Source organism: Methylococcus mesophilus (assembly GCF_026247885.1).
In the GTDB taxonomy this organism is placed as follows: domain Bacteria; phylum Pseudomonadota; class Gammaproteobacteria; order Methylococcales; family Methylococcaceae; genus Methylococcus; species Methylococcus mesophilus.
In genome coordinates this window covers 1490682-1509530 of sequence record NZ_CP110921.1, presented here as the reverse complement: position 1 = coordinate 1509530, position 18849 = coordinate 1490682, and the positions used below count along the sequence as shown (strand labels likewise).

21 protein-coding genes and 1 pseudogene are annotated in these 18849 nt (G+C 63.7%); 16 read left to right on the top strand and 6 right to left on the bottom strand.

Going from position 1 to position 18849, the window contains the following annotated elements:
- Window positions 1–202: 202 nt before the first annotated feature.
- Window positions 203–370, top strand: a pseudogene (locus OOT43_RS06955) (toxin-antitoxin system TumE family protein); the annotation flags it as partial.
- Complete coding sequence (locus tag OOT43_RS06950; RefSeq protein WP_266024109.1) at window positions 367–744, top strand: HVO_A0114 family putative DNA-binding protein; 378 nt, start codon at window positions 367–369, stop codon at window positions 742–744. The pseudogene OOT43_RS06955 and the gene OOT43_RS06950, both read left to right, overlap by 4 nt.
- Before the next feature lie 10 nt (window positions 745–754).
- On the opposite strand, the gene OOT43_RS06945 is transcribed toward OOT43_RS06950, so the two are convergent.
- From OOT43_RS06945 to OOT43_RS06935, 3 genes are read right to left on the bottom strand one after another with little or no spacing between them, the layout of a single operon-like run.
- Entirely contained in the window at window positions 755–1324 is a 570-nt protein-coding gene (locus OOT43_RS06945) for a hypothetical protein (RefSeq protein WP_266024108.1), read from the bottom strand.
- Between the two features lie 5 nt (window positions 1325–1329).
- Window positions 1330–1977 (bottom strand): response regulator, encoded by a 648-nt coding sequence (locus OOT43_RS06940; RefSeq protein ID WP_266024107.1) that lies wholly within the window; start codon window positions 1975–1977, stop codon window positions 1330–1332.
- Complete coding sequence (locus tag OOT43_RS06935) at window positions 1974–3320, bottom strand: ATP-binding protein (protein ID WP_266024106.1); 1347 nt, start codon at window positions 3318–3320, stop codon at window positions 1974–1976. The genes OOT43_RS06940 and OOT43_RS06935 overlap by 4 nt, the downstream gene beginning before the upstream one ends.
- A 571-nt stretch (window positions 3321–3891) precedes the next feature.
- Between OOT43_RS06935 and OOT43_RS06930 the strand changes: the two genes are divergently transcribed.
- The 11 genes from OOT43_RS06930 (at window position 3892) to OOT43_RS06880 (ending at window position 13609) form a co-directional block, all read left to right on the top strand.
- A complete protein-coding gene (locus OOT43_RS06930) occupies window positions 3892–5697 on the top strand; it encodes a methanol/ethanol family PQQ-dependent dehydrogenase (protein ID WP_266024105.1) in 1806 nt (601 codons plus the stop codon).
- Between the two features lie 196 nt (window positions 5698–5893).
- Complete coding sequence (gene moxJ / locus OOT43_RS06925; RefSeq protein WP_394358038.1) at window positions 5894–6766, top strand: methanol oxidation system protein MoxJ; 873 nt, start codon at window positions 5894–5896, stop codon at window positions 6764–6766.
- A 4-nt stretch (window positions 6767–6770) separates the two neighbouring features.
- Complete coding sequence (gene moxG / locus OOT43_RS06920) at window positions 6771–7250, top strand: cytochrome c(L), periplasmic (protein WP_266024104.1); 480 nt, start codon at window positions 6771–6773, stop codon at window positions 7248–7250.
- A gap of 43 nt (window positions 7251–7293) precedes the next feature.
- Window positions 7294–7575: a methanol dehydrogenase [cytochrome c] subunit gene (locus OOT43_RS06915; protein ID WP_266024849.1), complete on the top strand. Its 282-nt coding sequence runs from the start codon at window positions 7294–7296 to the stop codon at window positions 7573–7575.
- A 222-nt stretch (window positions 7576–7797) separates the two neighbouring features.
- Complete coding sequence (locus OOT43_RS06910; RefSeq protein ID WP_266024103.1) at window positions 7798–8817, top strand: AAA family ATPase; 1020 nt, start codon at window positions 7798–7800, stop codon at window positions 8815–8817.
- The gene (locus tag OOT43_RS06905) at window positions 8814–9656 is read left to right on the top strand and encodes a DUF58 domain-containing protein (protein ID WP_266024101.1); all 843 of its coding nucleotides are present in this window, start codon (window positions 8814–8816) and stop codon (window positions 9654–9656) included. The genes OOT43_RS06910 and OOT43_RS06905 overlap by 4 nt, the downstream gene beginning before the upstream one ends.
- Complete coding sequence (locus OOT43_RS06900; RefSeq protein WP_266024100.1) at window positions 9656–10558, top strand: nonribosomal peptide synthetase MxaA; 903 nt, start codon at window positions 9656–9658, stop codon at window positions 10556–10558. The genes OOT43_RS06905 and OOT43_RS06900 overlap by 1 nt, the downstream gene beginning before the upstream one ends.
- Window positions 10555–11538 (top strand): vWA domain-containing protein, encoded by a 984-nt coding sequence (locus tag OOT43_RS06895; RefSeq protein WP_266024099.1) that lies wholly within the window; start codon window positions 10555–10557, stop codon window positions 11536–11538. The genes OOT43_RS06900 and OOT43_RS06895 overlap by 4 nt, the downstream gene beginning before the upstream one ends.
- Window positions 11535–12098, top strand: a complete 564-nt coding sequence (locus OOT43_RS06890) for an MxaK protein (protein WP_266024098.1) — start codon at window positions 11535–11537, stop codon at window positions 12096–12098. The genes OOT43_RS06895 and OOT43_RS06890 overlap by 4 nt, the downstream gene beginning before the upstream one ends.
- Window positions 12095–13066 (top strand): vWA domain-containing protein, encoded by a 972-nt coding sequence (locus tag OOT43_RS06885; RefSeq protein WP_266024097.1) that lies wholly within the window; start codon window positions 12095–12097, stop codon window positions 13064–13066. Before OOT43_RS06890 ends, OOT43_RS06885 begins: the two co-directional genes overlap by 4 nt.
- Window positions 13067–13084: 18 nt before the next feature.
- Window positions 13085–13609 carry an SRPBCC family protein gene (locus tag OOT43_RS06880; protein WP_266024096.1) on the top strand — a complete coding sequence of 175 codons (525 nt, stop codon included), beginning with the start codon at window positions 13085–13087 and terminating at the stop codon, window positions 13607–13609.
- A 162-nt stretch (window positions 13610–13771) separates the two neighbouring features.
- Here OOT43_RS06880 and OOT43_RS06875 read toward each other — a convergent pair whose 3' ends face one another.
- Window positions 13772–14305: a hypothetical protein gene (locus OOT43_RS06875; RefSeq protein ID WP_266024095.1), complete on the bottom strand. Its 534-nt coding sequence runs from the start codon at window positions 14303–14305 to the stop codon at window positions 13772–13774.
- A 33-nt stretch (window positions 14306–14338) separates the two neighbouring features.
- Complete coding sequence (locus tag OOT43_RS06870) at window positions 14339–14563, bottom strand: hypothetical protein (protein ID WP_266024094.1); 225 nt, start codon at window positions 14561–14563, stop codon at window positions 14339–14341.
- A gap of 211 nt (window positions 14564–14774) precedes the next feature.
- Here OOT43_RS06870 and OOT43_RS06865 point away from each other — a divergent pair, with 211 nt between their 5' ends.
- Window positions 14775–15383 carry a TetR/AcrR family transcriptional regulator gene (locus OOT43_RS06865; protein ID WP_266024093.1) on the top strand — a complete coding sequence of 203 codons (609 nt, stop codon included), beginning with the start codon at window positions 14775–14777 and terminating at the stop codon, window positions 15381–15383.
- 36 nt (window positions 15384–15419) lie between these two features.
- The gene (locus OOT43_RS06860; protein WP_266024092.1) at window positions 15420–16736 is read left to right on the top strand and encodes a glycosyltransferase; all 1317 of its coding nucleotides are present in this window, start codon (window positions 15420–15422) and stop codon (window positions 16734–16736) included.
- 124 nt (window positions 16737–16860) lie between these two features.
- Here the strand turns inward: OOT43_RS06860 and OOT43_RS06855 are convergent, their stop codons facing one another.
- On the bottom strand, window positions 16861–17391 hold the full coding sequence (locus OOT43_RS06855; protein ID WP_198323742.1) for a PepSY domain-containing protein: 531 nt from the start codon (window positions 17389–17391) through the stop codon (window positions 16861–16863).
- An 81-nt stretch (window positions 17392–17472) separates the two neighbouring features.
- Between OOT43_RS06855 and OOT43_RS06850 the strand changes: the two genes are divergently transcribed.
- Window positions 17473–18714, top strand: coding sequence for an ArsB/NhaD family transporter (locus OOT43_RS06850; protein WP_266024091.1), 1242 nt, complete (start codon window positions 17473–17475; stop codon window positions 18712–18714).
- Window positions 18715–18849 lie beyond the last annotated feature (135 nt).

Below are 18849 nucleotides of genomic sequence, written 5' to 3'. Positions count from 1 at the left end.
AAGTGTTTTCGCCCCCGCTCCCGCTCCCGCTCCCGCTCCCGCTCCCGCTCCCGCTCCCGCTCCCGCTCCCGCTTATGGTGTAATAGACCCCATGAAAGCCGTGGAACTGTTTCGTACCAAGGAGGCTTACGGCGAGGGGTTCGTCGAGATCGTGATTTGGAGGGTTCCGTCTCCTGTGCCTCCGTCGTAGCATCCTTACAAATACCGGCTGGTTTACGTCGTCGACGGCGAGCGGAGAGTGGGTTACGACAATGAACGAGGCAAGGGCGATCACAAACATATCGGTAACCAAGAGGCACCGTATCGCTTCGTCAATCCCCAACAATTGATGGCTGATTTCATGGCCGATATAGAAGGTGTCGAACAATGACCGAGCGAGTATTGAACGTGAAGGTGGGTGAGCCTCTCGAGGCGAATCTGTCCCGCGCGGCCCGGATGATGGAGGCGCTGGAGCGCCGCGAGAGTCCTGCACCGTATTTCGGGATCGGTTTTGCCGACGTCGGCCAGTTCGCGGCGTTGTTCACGCCGCGCCGCTGGGATTTGCTCGCCGTTCTGCGGGAATGCGGTCCCATGACCGTTGCCGAATTGGCCCGGCGGCTGAAGCGCGACTATAAGAACGTGCACGGCGACGTGGAGAGGCTTTCCGCGTGGCATGCCGTGGAGCGGGACGAGCGGGGACGGGTAAGCGCCCCCTATTCCGAGATCGTGGTGGACATTCGCCTTCCGCAAGGGCGGGTGGCTTGATCCGGGGTTTTCAGGCGCTCAAGGCCCGTCTGTAGCAATAATCGAACAGTATCCGCCATTCCGCGAGCTGGATGCGCCGGCACAAGGGCTCCGCGGGCGTATGGCCGAGGCGGGCGGTTTCGCACAGGTCGATGAAGGCGACGGGGTCCCAGGCGGTCTGCCGCAGCAGGAATTCGGTTTCGCGCGAGTGCGGTTCGGCTTGGGCCAGCTCCCGCGCGGCGGCGGCCACTTCGGCAAAGGCCGGGTGGCTGCCGACCCGCTTGAACCAGTACTTGCTGTTCCAGGCGTCCGGTTCGCGGCGGTGGAGGATGCCGTGCCAGTAGCTGCCGCTGGCTGTGGCGATGCCCTGGCTGATGCGGTGGCTTTCGTCGAAAAAATCGTGATACAGCCAGATGGCCGCCAGACAGCACTGCGCCATGTCATGGTCGCGGACCGTTTCGGGTTCGAAAGCCGTTTCGATCCGCAAGGCGTCCAGCCGCGGCCGCATGCCGAGGTTGGGTACACCCGGTACCAAGCTGTTCAGCCGTTCGCTGGCCAGGAGCTCTGCAAAGGGTTGGGAGTAATACGCGGTTTCGGCCATCGTCGTTACGTTTTGAATATCCCGTTCTGGTAGGCGAGGCGGGCCATTTCGGCGGTGGTGTTCACGCCCAGCTTGCTCTTGATGAGGGTACTGTAATTGGCGACGGTTTTATAGCCGAGCCGCAGTTCTTCCGCGACCTCGCGGGTGGTGTAGCCCTTGGCCAGCAGCAGGAAGACGTCGAACTCGCGAGCCGAGAGCGTGTTCAAAGCGGTGGCCGCCTCGGCGCCGCCCAGGGTCTGCATCGCCAGGCGCTGGGCGATTTCCGGTTCCAGGAAGGATTCGCCGGAGGCGATCCGGGCCACCGCGTCGACCAGGATTTCCGGCGCGCAGCTCTTGGTGATGTAGCCCCTGGCGCCGGCTTCCAGCGCGCGCACCACGTAGATGAGCTCGTCGTGGATGCTGAAGACGAGGATCCGGGCGGAGGCGTCGCGGGTGCGGATGCGGCGGATCGAGGCCAGCCCGCCGATGCCGGGCAGCGAAAGGTCCATGACGATCACGTCCGGCCGGATGTCGGAGTAGAGCTGGCAGGCTTCCTCCCCCCGCTCGGCCTCGCCGACGACTTCGATGTTCGGGGTGCCGGACAGCAGCAGGCGGTAGCCCGCGCGGACTACGGCGTGGTCGTCCACCAGGAGCACGCTAATCTTGGGTCTCATGAACATTCGTCTCCGCAGGGAATTTTGATGCGCAGGGTGACGCCGGCGCCGGGGCGGGTATTCAGGCTGAACTGTCCTCCCAGACTTTCCACCCGCTCGCGGATGCCGAGCAGGCCTAAGCCGGCCGGGGCCTGGGAAGGATCGAAGCCGGCGCCGTCGTCGCTGACCTTGAGCAGGACGGCTTCGGGGCGGTCGTCGGCGGTTTCGATCAGGTTCAAATGGATTTTGAGATGGCGCGCGCCGGAATGCCGGACCACGTTGGTCAGGCTTTCCTGCACGATCCGGAACATATGGATCTTGGAGTCGCCGATGCAGTCGTCGATGCCATCGTCGCAGCGGAAGTCTAGCGCGACGTCGGGATAACGGCTGCGCCAGTTTTCGACCATGTCCTCCAACGACGCCTTCAATCCCAGCTCGTCCAGCATCAAGGGGCGCAGCCGCTGCATCAGGGTGCGCAGCACGGCGAACAAATGGTCGCAGATCGATTGGATGGCGCCGACGGCGTCCGCCGTCGATTTTTCGTCCCGCTCCGGCTTGCGGAGCGACGCGGCGATCGCCTTGATCGCGCTCAGCGACTGGCCCAGTTCGTCGTGCAACTCCTGCGCGAGATAGCGCCGCTCCTCTTCCTGGATCGCCAGCGAGCCCTGGGTCAGCGCCCGGTTTTCCTCGCGGCTTCTCTCCAACGCGCAGACCGTGTGGTTGAAGGCCCGCGAGATGCGGGCGAATTCCGGCAGGTAGAACTCCGGCAGGCGCCGGCTGTAATCGCCGTTTTCCAGATTCTCCAGCCCTTCGAGGATCACGCCCACCGACTTGAATGCCCGCCCCAGGGTGGTATGGACGACCAGGTACACCGTGACGGCGAGCGCCAGCATCAGCAATAGAAAGCCGCGCGCCTCGGTCCAGGCTTCGGCGATCTCGTCCGCCGGGTTGGCGTCGACGGTGATCTGAATCATCGGATTGCCGATCTGATGCAGATGTTTCTCCGCCACCAGGGGTTCCGGCGCGACGGCCCAGGCGAACCAGGCGGGCGCTTCCTCACCCTCCGCGGGGCCGGCAGAGGAGGGCAGGTCGATTATCGTTTTTTCGCCCTGATGGATGCTGAGGCTCAAATGGCGGGTATGGTCGAGCCGGGCGAGCTGGGCGATCCAATCCACCGGCGAACGGCCCGCCGCCACCGCCTGTTCCAGGCCGGCGTCGATCAGCTGCAATGCCAGATTGACCGAGGAGCGGACTTCCTCCGCCACCGAACGGCGCGCGTTGTGGACCACGAACAGCGTGCCCATGCCGATGATGGCCAGCATCACCAGCCCGATCATGAGGTTCAGGCGAAACCGCAGGCTCAAAGGCGCTTACTCCGGGAAAAAATCGGGTTAGTTTGCCTCGATTGGCGGGTGTTTTGACAGGGAGATATTCCTGATTGTCGGAATCTGACTTTGAATTAGGGTGGGAAGCGCCTTGGCCGTTTCCGTTCTTGACGTTTACCCCGTCAGGCCGCGCCGAGCATCGCAGCTTTCGGCGAGAACAGCCCGCAGGGGGAGCCGCCGGGATGCGGCTCGTCCATCGAGGGGCAGGAAGCCCCTTCGATGGACCCTCGTCGAAAGCGAGAAGCGCAGGGAGTTTTCGCGGCCTCCGGGCGGCCTTTTCTTTGCGTACTTTCTTTTGGCCGCACAAAAGAAAGGGCGTCGGCCGTGGGTCCGAAAACCCACATTCAATCCAGCTGCGCGTAGCGCTTCATACTTTTGTTTGATTACATCAACCAGGACGGGAGTTTTTCCACCCAGCATTCGAGAGTTTTTCAAGGCTGCTTCGAGGGGTTATTCCGTAACGCCGCCGACATGATCTGTCCCAGAATCTCCGCCGCTGTTCGTAGAGCGCCGATGCAGGGTCGGCGTCATTCATTCTCGGAGGAGACACATGCAAATTCGCAAACTGGCAAGCGGCTTCGGCGGGTCGGTGCTGGCGATGGGCGCCATGCTGGCCGGGCAATCCGCGCACGCTAACCCGGAGCTGGACCGGTTGTCCAAGGACGACCGGAACTGGGTCATGCAGACCAAGGACTACAGCTCCACCCATTTCAGCCGGCTGACGGAAATCAACAGCCACAACGTCAAGAATCTGAAAGTGGCCTGGACCATGTCCACCGGCACTTTGCACGGCCACGAAGGCGCGCCGCTGGTGGTGGACGGCATCATGTACATCCATACGCCGTTCCCGAACAACGTCTACGCGGTCGATCTGAACGACACCCGCAAGATCCTGTGGCAGTACAAGCCCAAGCAGAATCCGGCGGCCCGCGCTGTGGCGTGCTGCGACGTGGTCAACCGCGGCGTGGCCTACGTGCCGGCCGGCGACCACGGCCCGGCGAAAATCTTCCTGGCCCAGCTGGACGGCAACGTCGTCGCGCTCAACGCCAAGACCGGCGAAGAAATCTGGAAGATGGAGAACTCCGACATCGCCATGGGCTCGACCCTGACCGGCGCGCCCTTCGTGGTGAAGGATAAGGTGCTGATCGGCTCGGCCGGCGCCGAGCTGGGCGTGCGCGGCTACGTCACGGCCTACAACATCAAGGACGGCAAGCAGGAATGGCGGGCCTATGCCACCGGTCCCGACGAAGACCTGCTGCTGGACAAGGACTTCAATAAGAACAACCCCCATTACGGCCAGTTCGGCTTGGGGCAGCAGACCTGGGAGGGCGACGCCTGGAAGATCGGTGGCGGCACCAACTGGGGCTGGTATGCCTACGATCCCAAGCTGGACATGATCTACTACGGTTCCGGCAACCCGGCACCCTGGAACGAGACCATGCGTCCCGGCGACAACAAATGGACCATGACCATCTGGGGCCGCGACGCCGACACCGGCCGCGCCAAGTTCGGCTACCAGAAGACGCCGCACGACGAGTGGGATTACGCCGGCATCAACTACATGGGGCTGTCCGAGCAGGAAGTGGACGGCAAGATGACGCCGCTGCTGACCCACCCGGACCGCAACGGCCTGGTCTATACCCTCAACCGGGAAACCGGCGCCATGGTCAACGCCTTCAAGATCGACGACACCGTCAACTGGGTGAAGAAGGTCGATCTTAAGACGGGTCTGCCCATCCGCGATCCGGAATACAGCACCCGCATGGACCACAACGCCAAGGGCATCTGTCCGTCGGCCATGGGTTACCACAACCAGGGCATCGAATCCTACGATCCGGACAAGAAGCTGTTCTTCATGGGCGTGAACCACATCTGCATGGACTGGGAACCGTTCATGCTGCCCTACCGGGCCGGCCAGTTCTTCGTCGGCGCGACCCTCAACATGTATCCGGGGCCCAAGGGCATGCTGGGCCAAGTCAAGGCCATGAATTCGGTCACCGGCAAGATGGAATGGGAAGTGCCGGAGAAGTTCGCGGTCTGGGGCGGCACGTTGGCGACCGCCGGCGACTTGGTGTTCTACGGCACCCTGGACGGCTTCATCAAGGCCCGCGACACCCGCACCGGCGAGCTGAAGTGGCAGTTCCAGCTGCCGTCCGGCGTGATCGGCCATCCCATGACCTACCAGCATAACGGCAAGCAGTACGTCGCCATCTACTCCGGCGTCGGCGGCTGGCCGGGCGTGGGTCTGGTGTTCGACCTGAAGGACCCGACCGCGGGTCTGGGGGCGGTGGGCGCGTTCAAGGAACTGGCGCATTACACCCAGATGGGCGGCTCGGTGTTCGTGTTCTCGCTCTGAGTCGAACGGGGGCATCCCTCGGAAGCTGCATGTCGTCATTCCGGCATGGAACGCCGGAATCCAGAAGCCATGGAAGGCACCGACCGGGATCACGTCCTTGTGTCCTGGATGCCGGCTTCCCTGCCGGCATGACGGATCAGTTGAAGGGCATTGCTGCGGGGCTGATTCCACCCTTTGCCATTGATAAGGATAAATCATGCGAATGAACCGTATTGCCGCCGCGGGGCTGATCGCTGCCCTCGCGGTTTCGGGCGGCGTGCAGGCAGCGAAGAATGCGGAGCCGCTCAAAGTCTGCTCCGCGGAAAACGAGATGCCGTATTCGGACAAGGCCGGCCAGGGCTTCGAAAACAAGCTGGCCGAGCTCATCGGAAAGGAGTTGGGGCGACCGGTCGAGAACGTGTGGTGGACGGACGCCCGCTATTTCGTCCGTGATTCCCTGGACAAGGGCTTGTGCGACGTGGTCATCGGCGTCGACGCAGGCGATCCGCGGATGTTGACCAGCACGCCGTATTACCGGTCCGGCTACGTCTTCGTATACCGCAAGGACAAGGGGCTGAACATCAAGGACTGGAACAGCCCGGCGCTGAAGACTGTGAAGCAGATCGCGTTCATGCCGGACACCCCGGCCGAGACGATGATCCGCAAGATCGGCCGCTATAACGACATGTTCAACTACATGCACTCACTGGTCGGTTTCAAGTCGCGGCGCAACCAGTATGTGCGCTACGACCCGGCCAAGCTGGTGGCGGAAGTCGCCAACGGCAACGCCGAAGTCGCGGTGCTGTGGGGGCCGGCGGCGGCGCGCTACGTCAAGGACGCGGGGCAGGGGCTGGCCATGACGGTCATCCCGGACGACAACCTGCGTTCCGACGGCGAGAAGGTGCCGCATCACTACTCGACCGCCATCGGCGTGCGCAAAGGCGAGGAGGCTCTGCTCAAGCAGATCGACCAGGTCCTGGCCAAACACGGCAAGGAAGTGAATGCGGTGCTCAAGGCGGAAGGCATTCCGCTGCTGCCCCTGGATGAAAAGCCGGCCAAGACGGCTTCCAACGATCAAAGGAAAGGCTGAAGAAATGAATCTTAGAAGAGTGAAACTCGGCGCGGCCGGTTTGTGCGCCGCCGGTTTGCTGGCACTGCCCGTGCAGGCGGACATCACCCTGCGCCACGCCATCACCGGCGAGACGCTGGACTTGTCCTATGCCAAGGCGGGAGGCGATACCGAGGCCGTCAAGCAGTTCCTGCAGACCGGCAAGAACCCCTATAACGGCAACAAGGATGCCATCGATAAAGGCCATAGCCTGTATCTGTCGGCCTGCTCCGGCTGCCACGGCCATGAGGCCGAAGGCAAACTCGGGCCGGGTTTGGCGGACGATTATTGGACCTACCCCCGTGCGGCCACCGACGCGGGTTTGTTCGAAATTCTGTTCGGCGGCGCCCAGGGCATGATGGGGCCGCAATACGTCAACCTGAACAACGACGACATGCTCAAGGTCATGGCCTGGACGCGCAGCGTCTATAAAGGCGATCCCGCCAAGGCCGAATGGCTGAAGTGATATCTCCCGCAATCTCTACCCCCAACAGGAGGACTTCCTCATGATGCAGAAAACGACTCTCGCGGTGGCTGCAGCCGCCGCCCTGTTCGCTACGGGCGCCCAAGCCTACGACGGCACCAATTGCAAGGCGCCCGGCGTGTGCTGGGAGCCCAAGCCCGGTTTTCCGGACAAGGTCGCCGGCAGCAAGTACGACCCCAAGCACGATCCGAACGAGCTCAACAAGCAGTCGGAGTCGATCAAGGCGATGGAAGCGCGCAACCAGAAGCGCGTGGAGAACTACGCCAGGACCGGCAAGTTCGTCTACAAGGTTGAAGACATCAAATGACGGGAGCGGTATGCGTCGCCGCTGAATGCTTGGCACCGTCAGTTTAAGAAACGCGCGTCGTTCCGGCAGGGACCGCCGGAACCCAGAGGCCATGGAGGGCGGCCCTGCACATCCCTGTGACCTGGATACCGGCATTCCCTGCCGGTATGACGATTGCCAGACGCTTTGGGCGGATTGTCCAAACCCGCCTCAATCTTGAAGCCCGCCGATCGGCATTCACTCATGAATCTAGACAACCCACTTGCCGACAGCCTGGAACGCGCCCAGCGCTTCGAACAGGGTCTGCGGCAAGTCGTGCTCGGGCAGGATCGCCCGATCCGGCTGCTGACCCTGGCCGTGTTCGCCCGCGGCCATGCGCTGCTGGAAGGCGGCGTCGGCGTCGGCAAGACGACCTTGCTCCGTGCGGTGGCGCGCGGCATCGGCGGCGACTACGAGCGGATCGAGGGCACTATCGACCTGATGCCGAACGATCTGGTCTATTACACCTACCTGGACGAGCACGGCCGGCCGGGCGTCGCGCCGGGGCCCTTGCTCAAGCACGGCGAGCAGCTTTCCATCTTCTTCTTCAACGAGATCAACCGTGCCCGGCCCCAGGTGCATTCCCTGTTGCTGCGGGTCATGGCCGAGCGCAGCGTGTCGGCCTTCAACCGCGAGTTCCGGTTTCCCCACCTGCAGGTGTTCGCCGACCGCAACCGGGTGGAAAAGGAGGAGACCTTCGAGCTGCCCGCGGCCGCGCGCGACCGCTTCATGCTCGAAATCGCCATCGAGCCGCCGACCGATGCGGCGCATATCGACCAAATCCTGTTCGACCCGCGCTTCTACGATCCCGACCGGCTGGTCGAGTCCGCGCCGGCCGATACGCTCTCGTTCCGCGAACTCAACGGCATCGCCGACGTCCTGCAAGGCGGCATCCACGTCAGCGCCCGTCTCAGAGCCTACGTGCAGGATCTCTGGCGCGCGACCCGGCGGCCGGAGGATTTCGGCATCGTTCAGCACGAGGCGGATTCCGGCGACATGATCGAGGCCGGCGCCAGCCCCCGCGGCATGAGCTACCTGGTCCGGCTGGCGCGGGTGCAGGCTTGGTTGAGCGGCCGGGACCGGGTCGAGCCGGAGGACGTGCAATACGTGTTCGCCCCGGCGGTCGGCCACCGCATCTTCCTCAAACCGGTCTACGAATACCGCCGCGCCGAGCTGATTCCGGAGCTGGTGGGCAAGCTGATCCGCCAGATCGCGGCGCCATGAAGCGCAAGGAATTCCATTACCGGCTGGCCTGGCGAACCGACGGCGTCCAGCCGGGCGCCCATCCCAGCCGGCAGGGCGGCGGCGTGCATGCCTTTCAGCGGCTGGTGCCGTTTCAGGCGCATCCCGATCCCCGCAGGCTGCATCTGCGGGCCAGCCTCGGCGACCCCGCCGGGCACTTCTGGGTACGCCTGCACGAGCAGCGAGGGCGCATCGCGGTTTACGCCTTGGCGGACTTGTCCGCCTCGATGGGCTACCGCGGGCGCGTGTCGAAAACGGCCTGGCTGGCGGATTTCACCGAGGGACTGGCGCTGTCCTCGAACCGGACAGGGGATGCCATGGGCTTCGTCGGGCTGTCCGACCGCAGCGCTCCGGATTTCCTGCTGCCGCCGACCCGGCAGGTGGGTGCGGCATTGAAGCTGGCGGAGCGTCTGCGCGGTTTCCGGCCTACGGGCGGCAGCGCGCGCGGGCTGTTGCACGCGGTCCGCTATATGCCGTCGCGGCGCGGATTGGTGTTCCTGCTGTCGGATTTTCACTTTCCCTTGGGCTTCTTGAAACAGGTCATGGAGTCGCTGGCGCATCACGACGTCGTGCCGGTGGTGCTCTGGGACCCGGAGGAGTCGGCGCCGGAGGCTTCCGGTCTGGCCCGGATGCAGGACATGGAGAACGGCATGGAGCGGCTGATGTGGCTGCGACCAGCCTTGCGCACCCGCTTGTCGCAGACCTTCCAGGAGCGCCGCGACCGTTTGGTGGCGACGCTGCGCGGCTTCGGCAGGGAACCGCTGTTTCTGTCCGGCGGTTTCGATCCCGACGCGGTCACCCGCTATTTCCATGCAGGCTGATGTTGCCGGTGCTTCGCCATTCGATATCTCTCCTCCTGGGGCTGTGGTGCTGCCTGGCGCCGGCCGCCGAGTTGCCGCCCGGTGTGAGGGCATTCGCGTTCGACACGCCCCGCGCCTTCGGCTACGTCATCGGCGATCTCATACGCCACGAAGTGCGGATTGAAACCGATGCGGGGCAGGGGATAGAGGCTGCGTCCCTGCCCAGGGAAGGCTGGATCAACCGCTGGCTGATGCTGCGGCGGGTCGAAGTTCACCGCGATGGCAAGCGCCGGATACTGACGCTGGAATACCAGACCTTCTATGCGCCCCTGGAAGTGAAGAACCTCACGATTCCCGGCTTCGAGCTGCAATTGGCCGGTTCGGGCGAGCGGTTGGCGGTCCCGGACTGGACTTTCACCACCGCGCCGATCCGGGAACTGTCGGTGCTGCGCGCGGAAGGCCTGTCGATGCGCCCGGACGCCGCACCGGCGCCGCTGCCGACTCTTGGCCCTGCCGCCGCGAGCGTCAGTTCCGGCCTCGCAGCCACGGGCGCGCTGGCCTGGTGGGCCTATCTGGGCGCCTGGCTGCCGTTCGGCCTGCGCGGCCGTTACTTCGCCGAGGCCTGCCGGATGCTGCGGCGCCTGCGCGGACAGGAAGACAGCCGGGAAGCCTTGCTCAAAGGTTTTTCCTGTCTGCATCAAGCATTCAATCAAACTTTAGCCGAGCCGCTGTTCATCGAAGGGCTGGACGAGTTCTTCCGGGGCCATCCGGCCTACGATCCTTTACGCAATGAGATCCGGGATTTCTTCCTGGCATCGTACGAAGTCTTCTTCGGGGAGGGCGCACCGGTGCCGCCGTTCGACCTGATGCGCATGGAGGCGTTGGCCCGTTCCTGCCAGCTTGCCGAAAGGAGGCGGCCATGACCGATTGGGCGCTGGACACGCCGTACTGGCTGTGGGGCCTGCCGCTGACGCTGCTTCCGTTGTGGCGGCTGCCGCTGCGTCCCGCCCCGTGCTCCTGGCACGCACTGTTGCCCGCCGATGCCGCATCGCGTGCCGTGGACCTGAGTCTGCGCGTGGCCGGCGCCGGCGCCATCCTGGCTCTGCTGCTGGGCAGCGCGGGCCTGCACCGGCGCGAGTACACGGTCGAACGCACGGGCTACGGCGCCCACTTGGTGCTGCTGCTGGACCGCAGCCGCAGCATGGACGACAGCTTCGCCGGGCGGACCCCCGCGGGGGGTGAGGAATCCAAGTCCGCCGCGGCCGAGCGCCTCTTGAGCGGCTTCGTCTCGAGCGGACGCAACGATCTGGTCGGGGTCGCCGCTTTCAGCACCTCTCCGCTGTTCGTGCTGCCGCTGACCGATAACAAGGCTGCGGTGCTGGCGGCGGTCCACGCCATGAAGCTGCCGGGCTTGGCGCAGACGCATGTGAGCAAGGGCCTGGCGATGGCGCTTTCGTATTTCGGCGACGAGCCGACCGCAGGTTCGCGCATCGTCCTGCTGGTGTCCGACGGCGCCGCCGAGGTGGACCCGGACAGCGAGCTGAAGCTGCGCCGCTGGTTCAAGGAGAAGGGCATACGGCTGTACTGGATATTCCTGCGCACCGCGGGCAGCCACGGTATCTTCGAAACTCCGGACAACCCGGAGGACGACAACGCCCAGGCGCGGCCCGAGCGCTATCTGCATCTCTTTTTCAGCAGTTTAGGCATCCCCTACCGCGCCTACGAGGCGGAAGACGCCGACGCCCTGAAGCGCGCCATCGCCGACGTCGACCGCGAGGAGCAGCGGCCGCTGCGCTATGCCGAGCGGGTGCCGCGGCGGGATCTGCAAGCCTTTTGTTATCTGGCGGCGGCGCTGGCGCTGGCCTGGCTGGTCGCCGCGAAGGGCATGGAGGTGGCGCGGTGAGAGGCGATTGGCGCGTTCGGATCGCAGCCGGACTGGCCCTGATGCTGGCCTTGTCGGCGCTGCTGGAGCTCAGGCAATGGCGGAAGGCCGCGGCGGCCAATGCCGATGTTGCGGAGCTGCTGGGCGGGCACGACATCGCCCCGGAACGGCTGGCGGCGGCATCTTATTCGGTCTTGTTGGCGCGCGCCGTGTATTTCGTGCGGCACGAGCGCTTCGGCGATGCGCTGGAGCTGCTGAACCTGCTGGAGACCCAGGGCGATGCGCCCTTCCGCGCCGACGTGTATTACAACCAGGGCAATCTGCAGCTTGCCCAGGCTCTGGACCGCGTCGAAAAATCGGAAATCGACCAGGCCCGGATCTTCGCCGAACTGGCCAAGGAAGCCTACCGGCGCACCCTGCTGCTGGCGCCCGGCCACTGGGATGCCAAATACAACCTGGAAGTGGCCATGCGCCTCATGCCGGAGATGGATCGGGTCAGCAATGCCGACGACGAGCCGCCCAAGGCCGAATCCAAGCGGCTGTGGACCGGGTTGCCCGGATTCCCGCGAGGCTTGCCTTGAGCATCTGGCGGCAGCGCGTTGCCGATCCGGTTTTCGCCGGCCTGATTGCGGCCCTCGTCCTGGCCGTGGCCGCCTGTTTCCCACTCCGGCTGGCGCTGGAGAGACCGGTGTTCAGCCACATCGTCATCGTCGACATCACCCGCAGCATGAACGTCGAGGACTACCGGCAAGGCGGGCGCGCCGTGTCGCGGCTGGAATTCGTCCGGCAAAGCCTGATCCGCGCCGCGGCGGACCTGCCCTGCGGTTCCACCCTGGGACTGGGCGTCTTCACCGAACGCGAGCCGGCGCTGCTGTTCGAGCCGATCGAAACCTGCGCCGGCTTTTCCGCCATCAGCGCTGCCATTGAACAGCTCGACTGGCGCATGGCCTGGGCTGCCGACAGCCTGATCGCCGCGGGCCTGCGCAACACTCTGGAACTGCTGGGGCGCGGTGACGCCGACGTGGTCTTCGTCACCGACGGCCACGAGGCGCCGCCGCTCAACCCGCGCTACCGGCCCGATTTCGCCGATCTGAGCGGGAAGGTCCGGGGGCTGATCGTGGGGGTCGGGGACTCGGGGCTCTCGCCCATCCCCAAGTACGACGAGTCGGGCCGGCGCTCGGGTGTTTATGGCGAGGACGAAGTCCCGCAGCGCTCGAGCTTCGGCCTGTCGGAACTGCCGCCCGAGCAGATCGAGGGCTACCACGCCCGCAACGCCCCCTTCGGCAGCGAAAGAGCCGGGGGCACGGAACACCTGTCCCAGCTCAAGGAGGCATATCTGCGGCAACTCGCCGAAGCCGCCGGCCTGGGCTACCACCGCCTGGAGGCGCCGGAAGGGCTGGCCCGTGCCCTCACGGCACCGGCATTGGCGCACCGCCAGCGGGTCGCCGCCGACGTCCGCTGGATTCCCGCTGCCCTGGCGCTCGGCGTGCTGGCTGGAGTGTATCTGCGGACGCTGCTCCCGCGCCTTCGATTTCCAACCGCAAACTGAAGAACAAGGAGAAACCTCATGAAACCGATACTGGTCCTGGCCGCGCTGTTGTTCGCCTCCGTTTCGCTGGCGCACGGCCCCACTCCCCAGAAGGTCGTCGAGACCGTGGAGATCGCGGCTCCCGTCGACAAGGTCTGGAACGCCTTGAAGGATTTCGGCACCATCGCCCAGTGGAATCCCGCTCTGGCCAAGAGCGAAAGCACCGGCGGCAACGCCACCGGCGAGAAGCGTACCCTCTATTTCCCCAACGGAGAGCAACTCACCGAGGAACTCGATGCCTACGACCCGGCGGCCCACGAATACACCTACCGGCTGGGCAAGGACAACGTCAAGGCGCTGCCTGCCAGTTCCTACTCCGCCGTACTCAAGCTCACGGCGACCGAGACCGGCAGTCAGGTCGAATGGAAAAGCCGGCTCTACCGCGGCGATACCGGCAACTTCCCGCCGGACGAGCTGAACGACGAGGCCGCCGTGGCGGCGATGCAGAAGTTCTTCCGCGCAGGGTTGGACAATCTCAAGAAAAGCCTTGAGAGCGGGAGATAAGTTTTTACGTCGAGGCGGGCGGTCCGTGCCCGCTTCTTGCGGATATCTCTAGGATTCGGATATCAGTACCAAGCCGAATACGGCGGCTGCGATCATGGCTATCAGGGCGGCTATGAATAGCATATCTAATTCTCCCTATTGTTGATTTGCCGCTGCTTAAGCCTAAATAGGACTTTCAGGTTCGGCATGTGGAACGGCCTTGAGGTATTCATAAATGGCCCTCAGGTCATATTCGGTCAAATTTGCGTATGCCGGCCATGGCATGACCTGCAAAAGCCGCTCCGGCTCGTCAGGGTCCCGGCCCGTCCGCATGACGCTTCTGAACTCGTCGAACCCCAGGCCGGCGGGCAAGCCGTTTTCATCCGGAGTAATATTGGGTGATATCACCGGCCCGAATGGTATTCCTCCGGCCAGATAATTCTCCGCATTCACTCGGGCGGTTTCGCCTGCATATGGGTCGCCGCCGTCGGCATAAGGAGGAGCGGTATGGCAGTCGTTGCAGGCCCCCACGGCATTGACGAGGTAGCTGCCCAGACCCACGAGGCTTCGATTCTTCCGGGTATATTTGAGAGGCACCGGCGCGATTTCCAGGCCGACCTTTTCCGGAGCGCTCCGTAGCAGTGGCAGAACTTCGCCGCCGAGGGCGTTTGCGCTCAGCAGGCAGCCGGCGGTTAAGCATGTTGCGATCTTTATCATCAGGGATCTCCTGTTGGTTTGGTTTTGGTCGGCTTATCGAATGGTGGGGAGCTGCAGCGGATAACCAAATAAATCCAATATCTTGGTCGCGAAAATCGCCGCCATTCCGACAGTCAAGACTTCGGAAATCAGCAAGATGATGCAGCAGCCTGCCATCAGATATGTGCATAATAACTTGATGGCATCATTGATACCTGGTTTGGAAAACTTCGGCACATCCCTTTGCTGGATTTCCAGTCGGGCAGAGGTCGTCGGCATGTCATGGTCCTTGGTCGTCGAATCAATTGTATTTTGTCTTTGATGTGGGTCCAATGAAATTGATGTTAATCATGCTAACGCGAAAAATTCTGGCGCGTCAACAAGATTTTTGTCGGCCGCCGTCTTCTTGTTGGAACCCGTATCGTCTGTCATCCCGCCAGGACGGAGCCTGCTTGACCAACGCTGGCATGTTGGTGTTAAAATAATTAACATGAAAAATGATGAGGCAAGCATTGGGGTTCCCCGCCAGTATCGGCAAGGTGCCCGGGCCGAGGCGGCAGCCGAGACGCACCGCCGGATCGCGGAAGCGGTGCTGAAGTTCATGCGGGAGCGCTGGGTGGACGAGATCACGCTGGTCGATGTCGCCGAGGCGGCGGGGGTGAGCGTGCAGACCGTGATCCGGCGCTTTTCCGGGAAGGAAGGGCTGCTGAAAGCGGCAGTGGAGTTGATTTCCCCGCAAATGAAGCCCCGTCGCGAGGCCGCGGCTCCGGACATTCGGTCCACGCTGGCCGCGCTGATCGCGGACTATGAAGCGGAAGGGGATCTGGTGGTCCGCATCCTGGCCCAGGAAACCCGCAGTCCGGTGGTGAAGGTCTGGCTGGATGTCGGCCGCGCCGAGCACAGGCGCTGGGTCGAACGCAGCTTCGACCGATGGCTGGCGGGGCTCGAGCCGGCCCTGCGTGAACGGCGGGTCCTGGAACTGATCGTCATTACCGACGTTTACACTTGGCAAATCCTGCGTCGCGATCAGGGCAAGAGGGCGGAAGAGGTCGTCGACATCATGGAAGAGATGGCTGGCAGGCTCCTGGAGTCCGGCTGAGGTCCCGAGATTTCCAACACAGTAGGAGAAATTCTGGTGAACATCGGCACAGCATCGTCCGATTTCCTGTTTGCAGCCTGGGAGGGAGGCGGCGACATGCCTCCTTTGCTCAGTGCCGTGAGGCGTCTGGTAGGCCGCGGCCATCGGGTGCGAGTCATGAGCGACGACTGCAACCGCCCGGAGATCGAGGCGGCGGGGGCGGATTTCGTCGGCTATCGCGAAGCGCCGAACCGCCCGGACAAATCGGAGGCGACCGAGGTGGTGCGCGACTGGGAGGGCTTGACGCCTGCGGAGGGGCTCGGGCGGCTGCGGGACCGGGTCATGTGTGGCGCCGCCTTGGCGTATGCTCGTGACGTGGCTGCGGAAATTCGCCATCGCCGTCCCGATCTGGTGGTCAGTATCGATCTGCTGTTCGGACCGATGATCGGGGCGGAGGCCGCGGGAGTTCCCTACGCCGTGCTCTCGTCACATGTCTGTATTCATCCGCTGGCGGGAATTCCGCCTTTCGGACCCGGTTTTCTTCCAGCACGCAACGAGGAGGAACGGCAGCGCGATGCGGCGGTGGCGGCGGACAACCGGGCGATGTTCAATCTGGGCTTGCCGGCGGTTAACGCGGCGCGGCGCGCCTTCGGTCTCCCGCCGCTGAACGACGCGGCCGAGCAACTGGCCACGGCTCGCCGCTATTGGTTGGCAACCAGCCCGGCCTTCGACTTTCCGGCCGATCACTTGCCCGAGAATTTTCGCTATGTCGGCCCCGAACTGGACGATCCGCCGCTGGTACGCCGCTGGGAATCACCCTGGTCTCCGGAGGATCCCAGGCCGTTGGTTCTGGTCGCTTTCAGCACGACGTTCCAGAATCAGGTTCGGGCGATTGGCCGCGTAGCGGACGCGCTGGGGCGGCTGCCGGTGCGAGGGCTGGTGACGCTGGGAGCGGCTTTGGAAGGAACGCAAGTGTGCGTTCCTGACAACGTGGCGGCTGTGCGTTCGGCGCCACACGGGGTGGTCATGCGCGAGGCGGCGGCGGTGGTGACGCACTGCGGCCACGGGACCGTGATGAAGGCGCTGGCGCAGGGACTTCCGATGCTCTGCATGCCCATGGGACGGGATCAGCACGACAATGCAGCCCGCGTGGTCGCGCGCGGGGCGGGGCTGTTGTCTTCGCCCGATGCGTCCGTGGCCGAGATTGCCGAAGCTGTCCGGTGCTTGCTGGATGACCCCGGATTTCGCTCGGCGGCGGAGAGGCTGGGCGAGCGGGTGCGCAGAGACGGGGCGGGGTCGACCCTGGTGGGGGAACTGGAAGCGGCGGCCACCACGGCTGAACCGACCGCTGACTGGCGGGCGTTTGCCTGCTAGCGGCACCGCGTCCGATACGATTTGCTCGGAAGCGGCCAAGTCGCGCTTGCCGGGTGCGAATCGGTTGCGTCGGGAATGGAATGCCCGCAAATTCGCGGGCATTCCGTCAGGAAGAGCCGCGGATTCATTCCTTGCCGATCTGATACAACTCTTTTTCGTCGTCTTCGATGATCTTGCCGGTCGCGGCATCCACTTCGAGCTTCACTTCGCCGCTTTTGGTCTTGATGTCGAATTCATAGGACGCATTGCCGTCGGACTCGATTTCGTATTCGACTTCCACGATCTCGCCGGGATGCGCGCTTAGCGCGATCTTCTTCGCCTCGTCCAGCCCGATTCTCGCCTTGGTTTTGAAAAGCGGCGCCTCGCCATCGGCGACCTCCTGCTCTTCCTCGATGATCTTGCCGGTCAGGGCGTCGCATTCCAGTTCCCAGGATTTCCCATCGCCTCCCAGAACTTCGAATTCATAAGTGGGCGCGCCGCGTTCCTCCTTAAACTCCAGTTTGACCACTTCGCCGGCGCGCTTGGCCAGCGCCGCGTGCATGCAGTTTTCCATGCTGACCTTGGTCTTGGACTGCCCCGTTTCGCCCGCCTGGGCCGAAACTACAACGATCCCGGAGCCGACCGCGGCGAGCAGGGTAAGATACGCCTTTTTCATAGTGCCTCCTTGGTTTGATGGGCACACCGGTGTGGAAGTGTGCGGCCTCTACTATAGGCAGAATTTTTCTCAAAGTGGGCCATGAATATCTCCCTTTTTACACTCGGCGCGGTCTTCTGTCTGATCGCGGCCCGAACCATCGGCGGCTTGCCGGTCAGGATATGGCAGGCGATGTGCGCAGGGGCGCTGGCGGTGCTGGCGACGGGAGAGATCGGCTGGCGCGAGGCGCTTGCGGCGATCGATCCCGACGTCATGCTGTTCCTGTTCGGGATGTTCGTGTTGGGGCATGCGCTGGTGGCGAGCGGCTACCTTTATTATATGGCTTATCGGTGGTTTTCCCGTGTCCGCTCGGCCCAGGGGCTGGTCCTGGTGGTGCTGTACGGCGGCGGTTTGGCGTCGGCGCTGCTGATGAACGATACCGTAGCCGTCGTCGGCACGCCGCTGGTGCTGCGGCTGGCTCGGGAGCACGATCTCGATCCGCGCATGATGCTGCTTGCGCTGGCCTTTGCGGTGACTCTAGGGAGTGTTCCGAGTCCGATCGGCAACCCCCAGAATCTGCTGATTGCGACCATGACCGGCCTGCCGGAGCCGTTTCTGACTTTTCTTGGCATGCTCGGCGTGCCGACAGTGGTGAACCTGGGGTTGGCGTGGTTGTGGCTGCGCTGGATTTACCGCGGCAGTCTGCGGGGGGCGCGGCTGGTCCATACGCCCGTCGAGATGCTGGACTGGCAACTGGCAAAGCTCGCCAGAGCGGGACTCTGGCTGATGTTTGCGCTCATTGCCTGGCGCCATTTGCCAGGCGGCGAGAAGGGGATGCGGTTAAGCTGGATCGCCCTCGCCGCGGCAGGCCCCGTGTTGCTGTTTAGCCCGGAACGGCGGTCGGTGCTGTGGCGGATCGACTGGCCGACCCTGGCATTCTTCCCGGCCATGTTCGTTCTGATGGCGAGCGTCTGGCAAAGCGGAGCCATCCAGTCCTGGATGGTCCGATGGCCTTTGGATCCGACGGACGTTCCCACCGTCCTCGGCCTGAGTGCCGGGCTTAGCCAACTGGTCTCGAACGTGCCTCTGGTTGCGCTTTATCTGCCCATGCTGCGTGAAGCCGGTATTTCGACCGAGGCGCTGATGGCTTTGGCGGCCGGCAGCACGGTGGCGGGGAATTTTCTGATCCTCGGCGCGGCCAGCAACGTCATCATCGCTCAGCATGCGGAAAAACACCGAGTTACGCTTGGCTTCCACACGTTTGCGATGGCGGGCGTGCCCCTGGCCTTGGTGAACCTTGCCGTTTACTGGGGCTGGCTGTCCGTCTTCCATCCGTTTCGGTGAGCGCTTGATCCGGATTTTTCGATTTTTCTTGAAAACGGTACCGAATTACTTTACTTTAGCCATGTCGTATTGGGGTCCGTGCCACGCAAGTTTCAGTAGCGTTCGTTCCACCCGGAACCATACCCGCTCCACCTG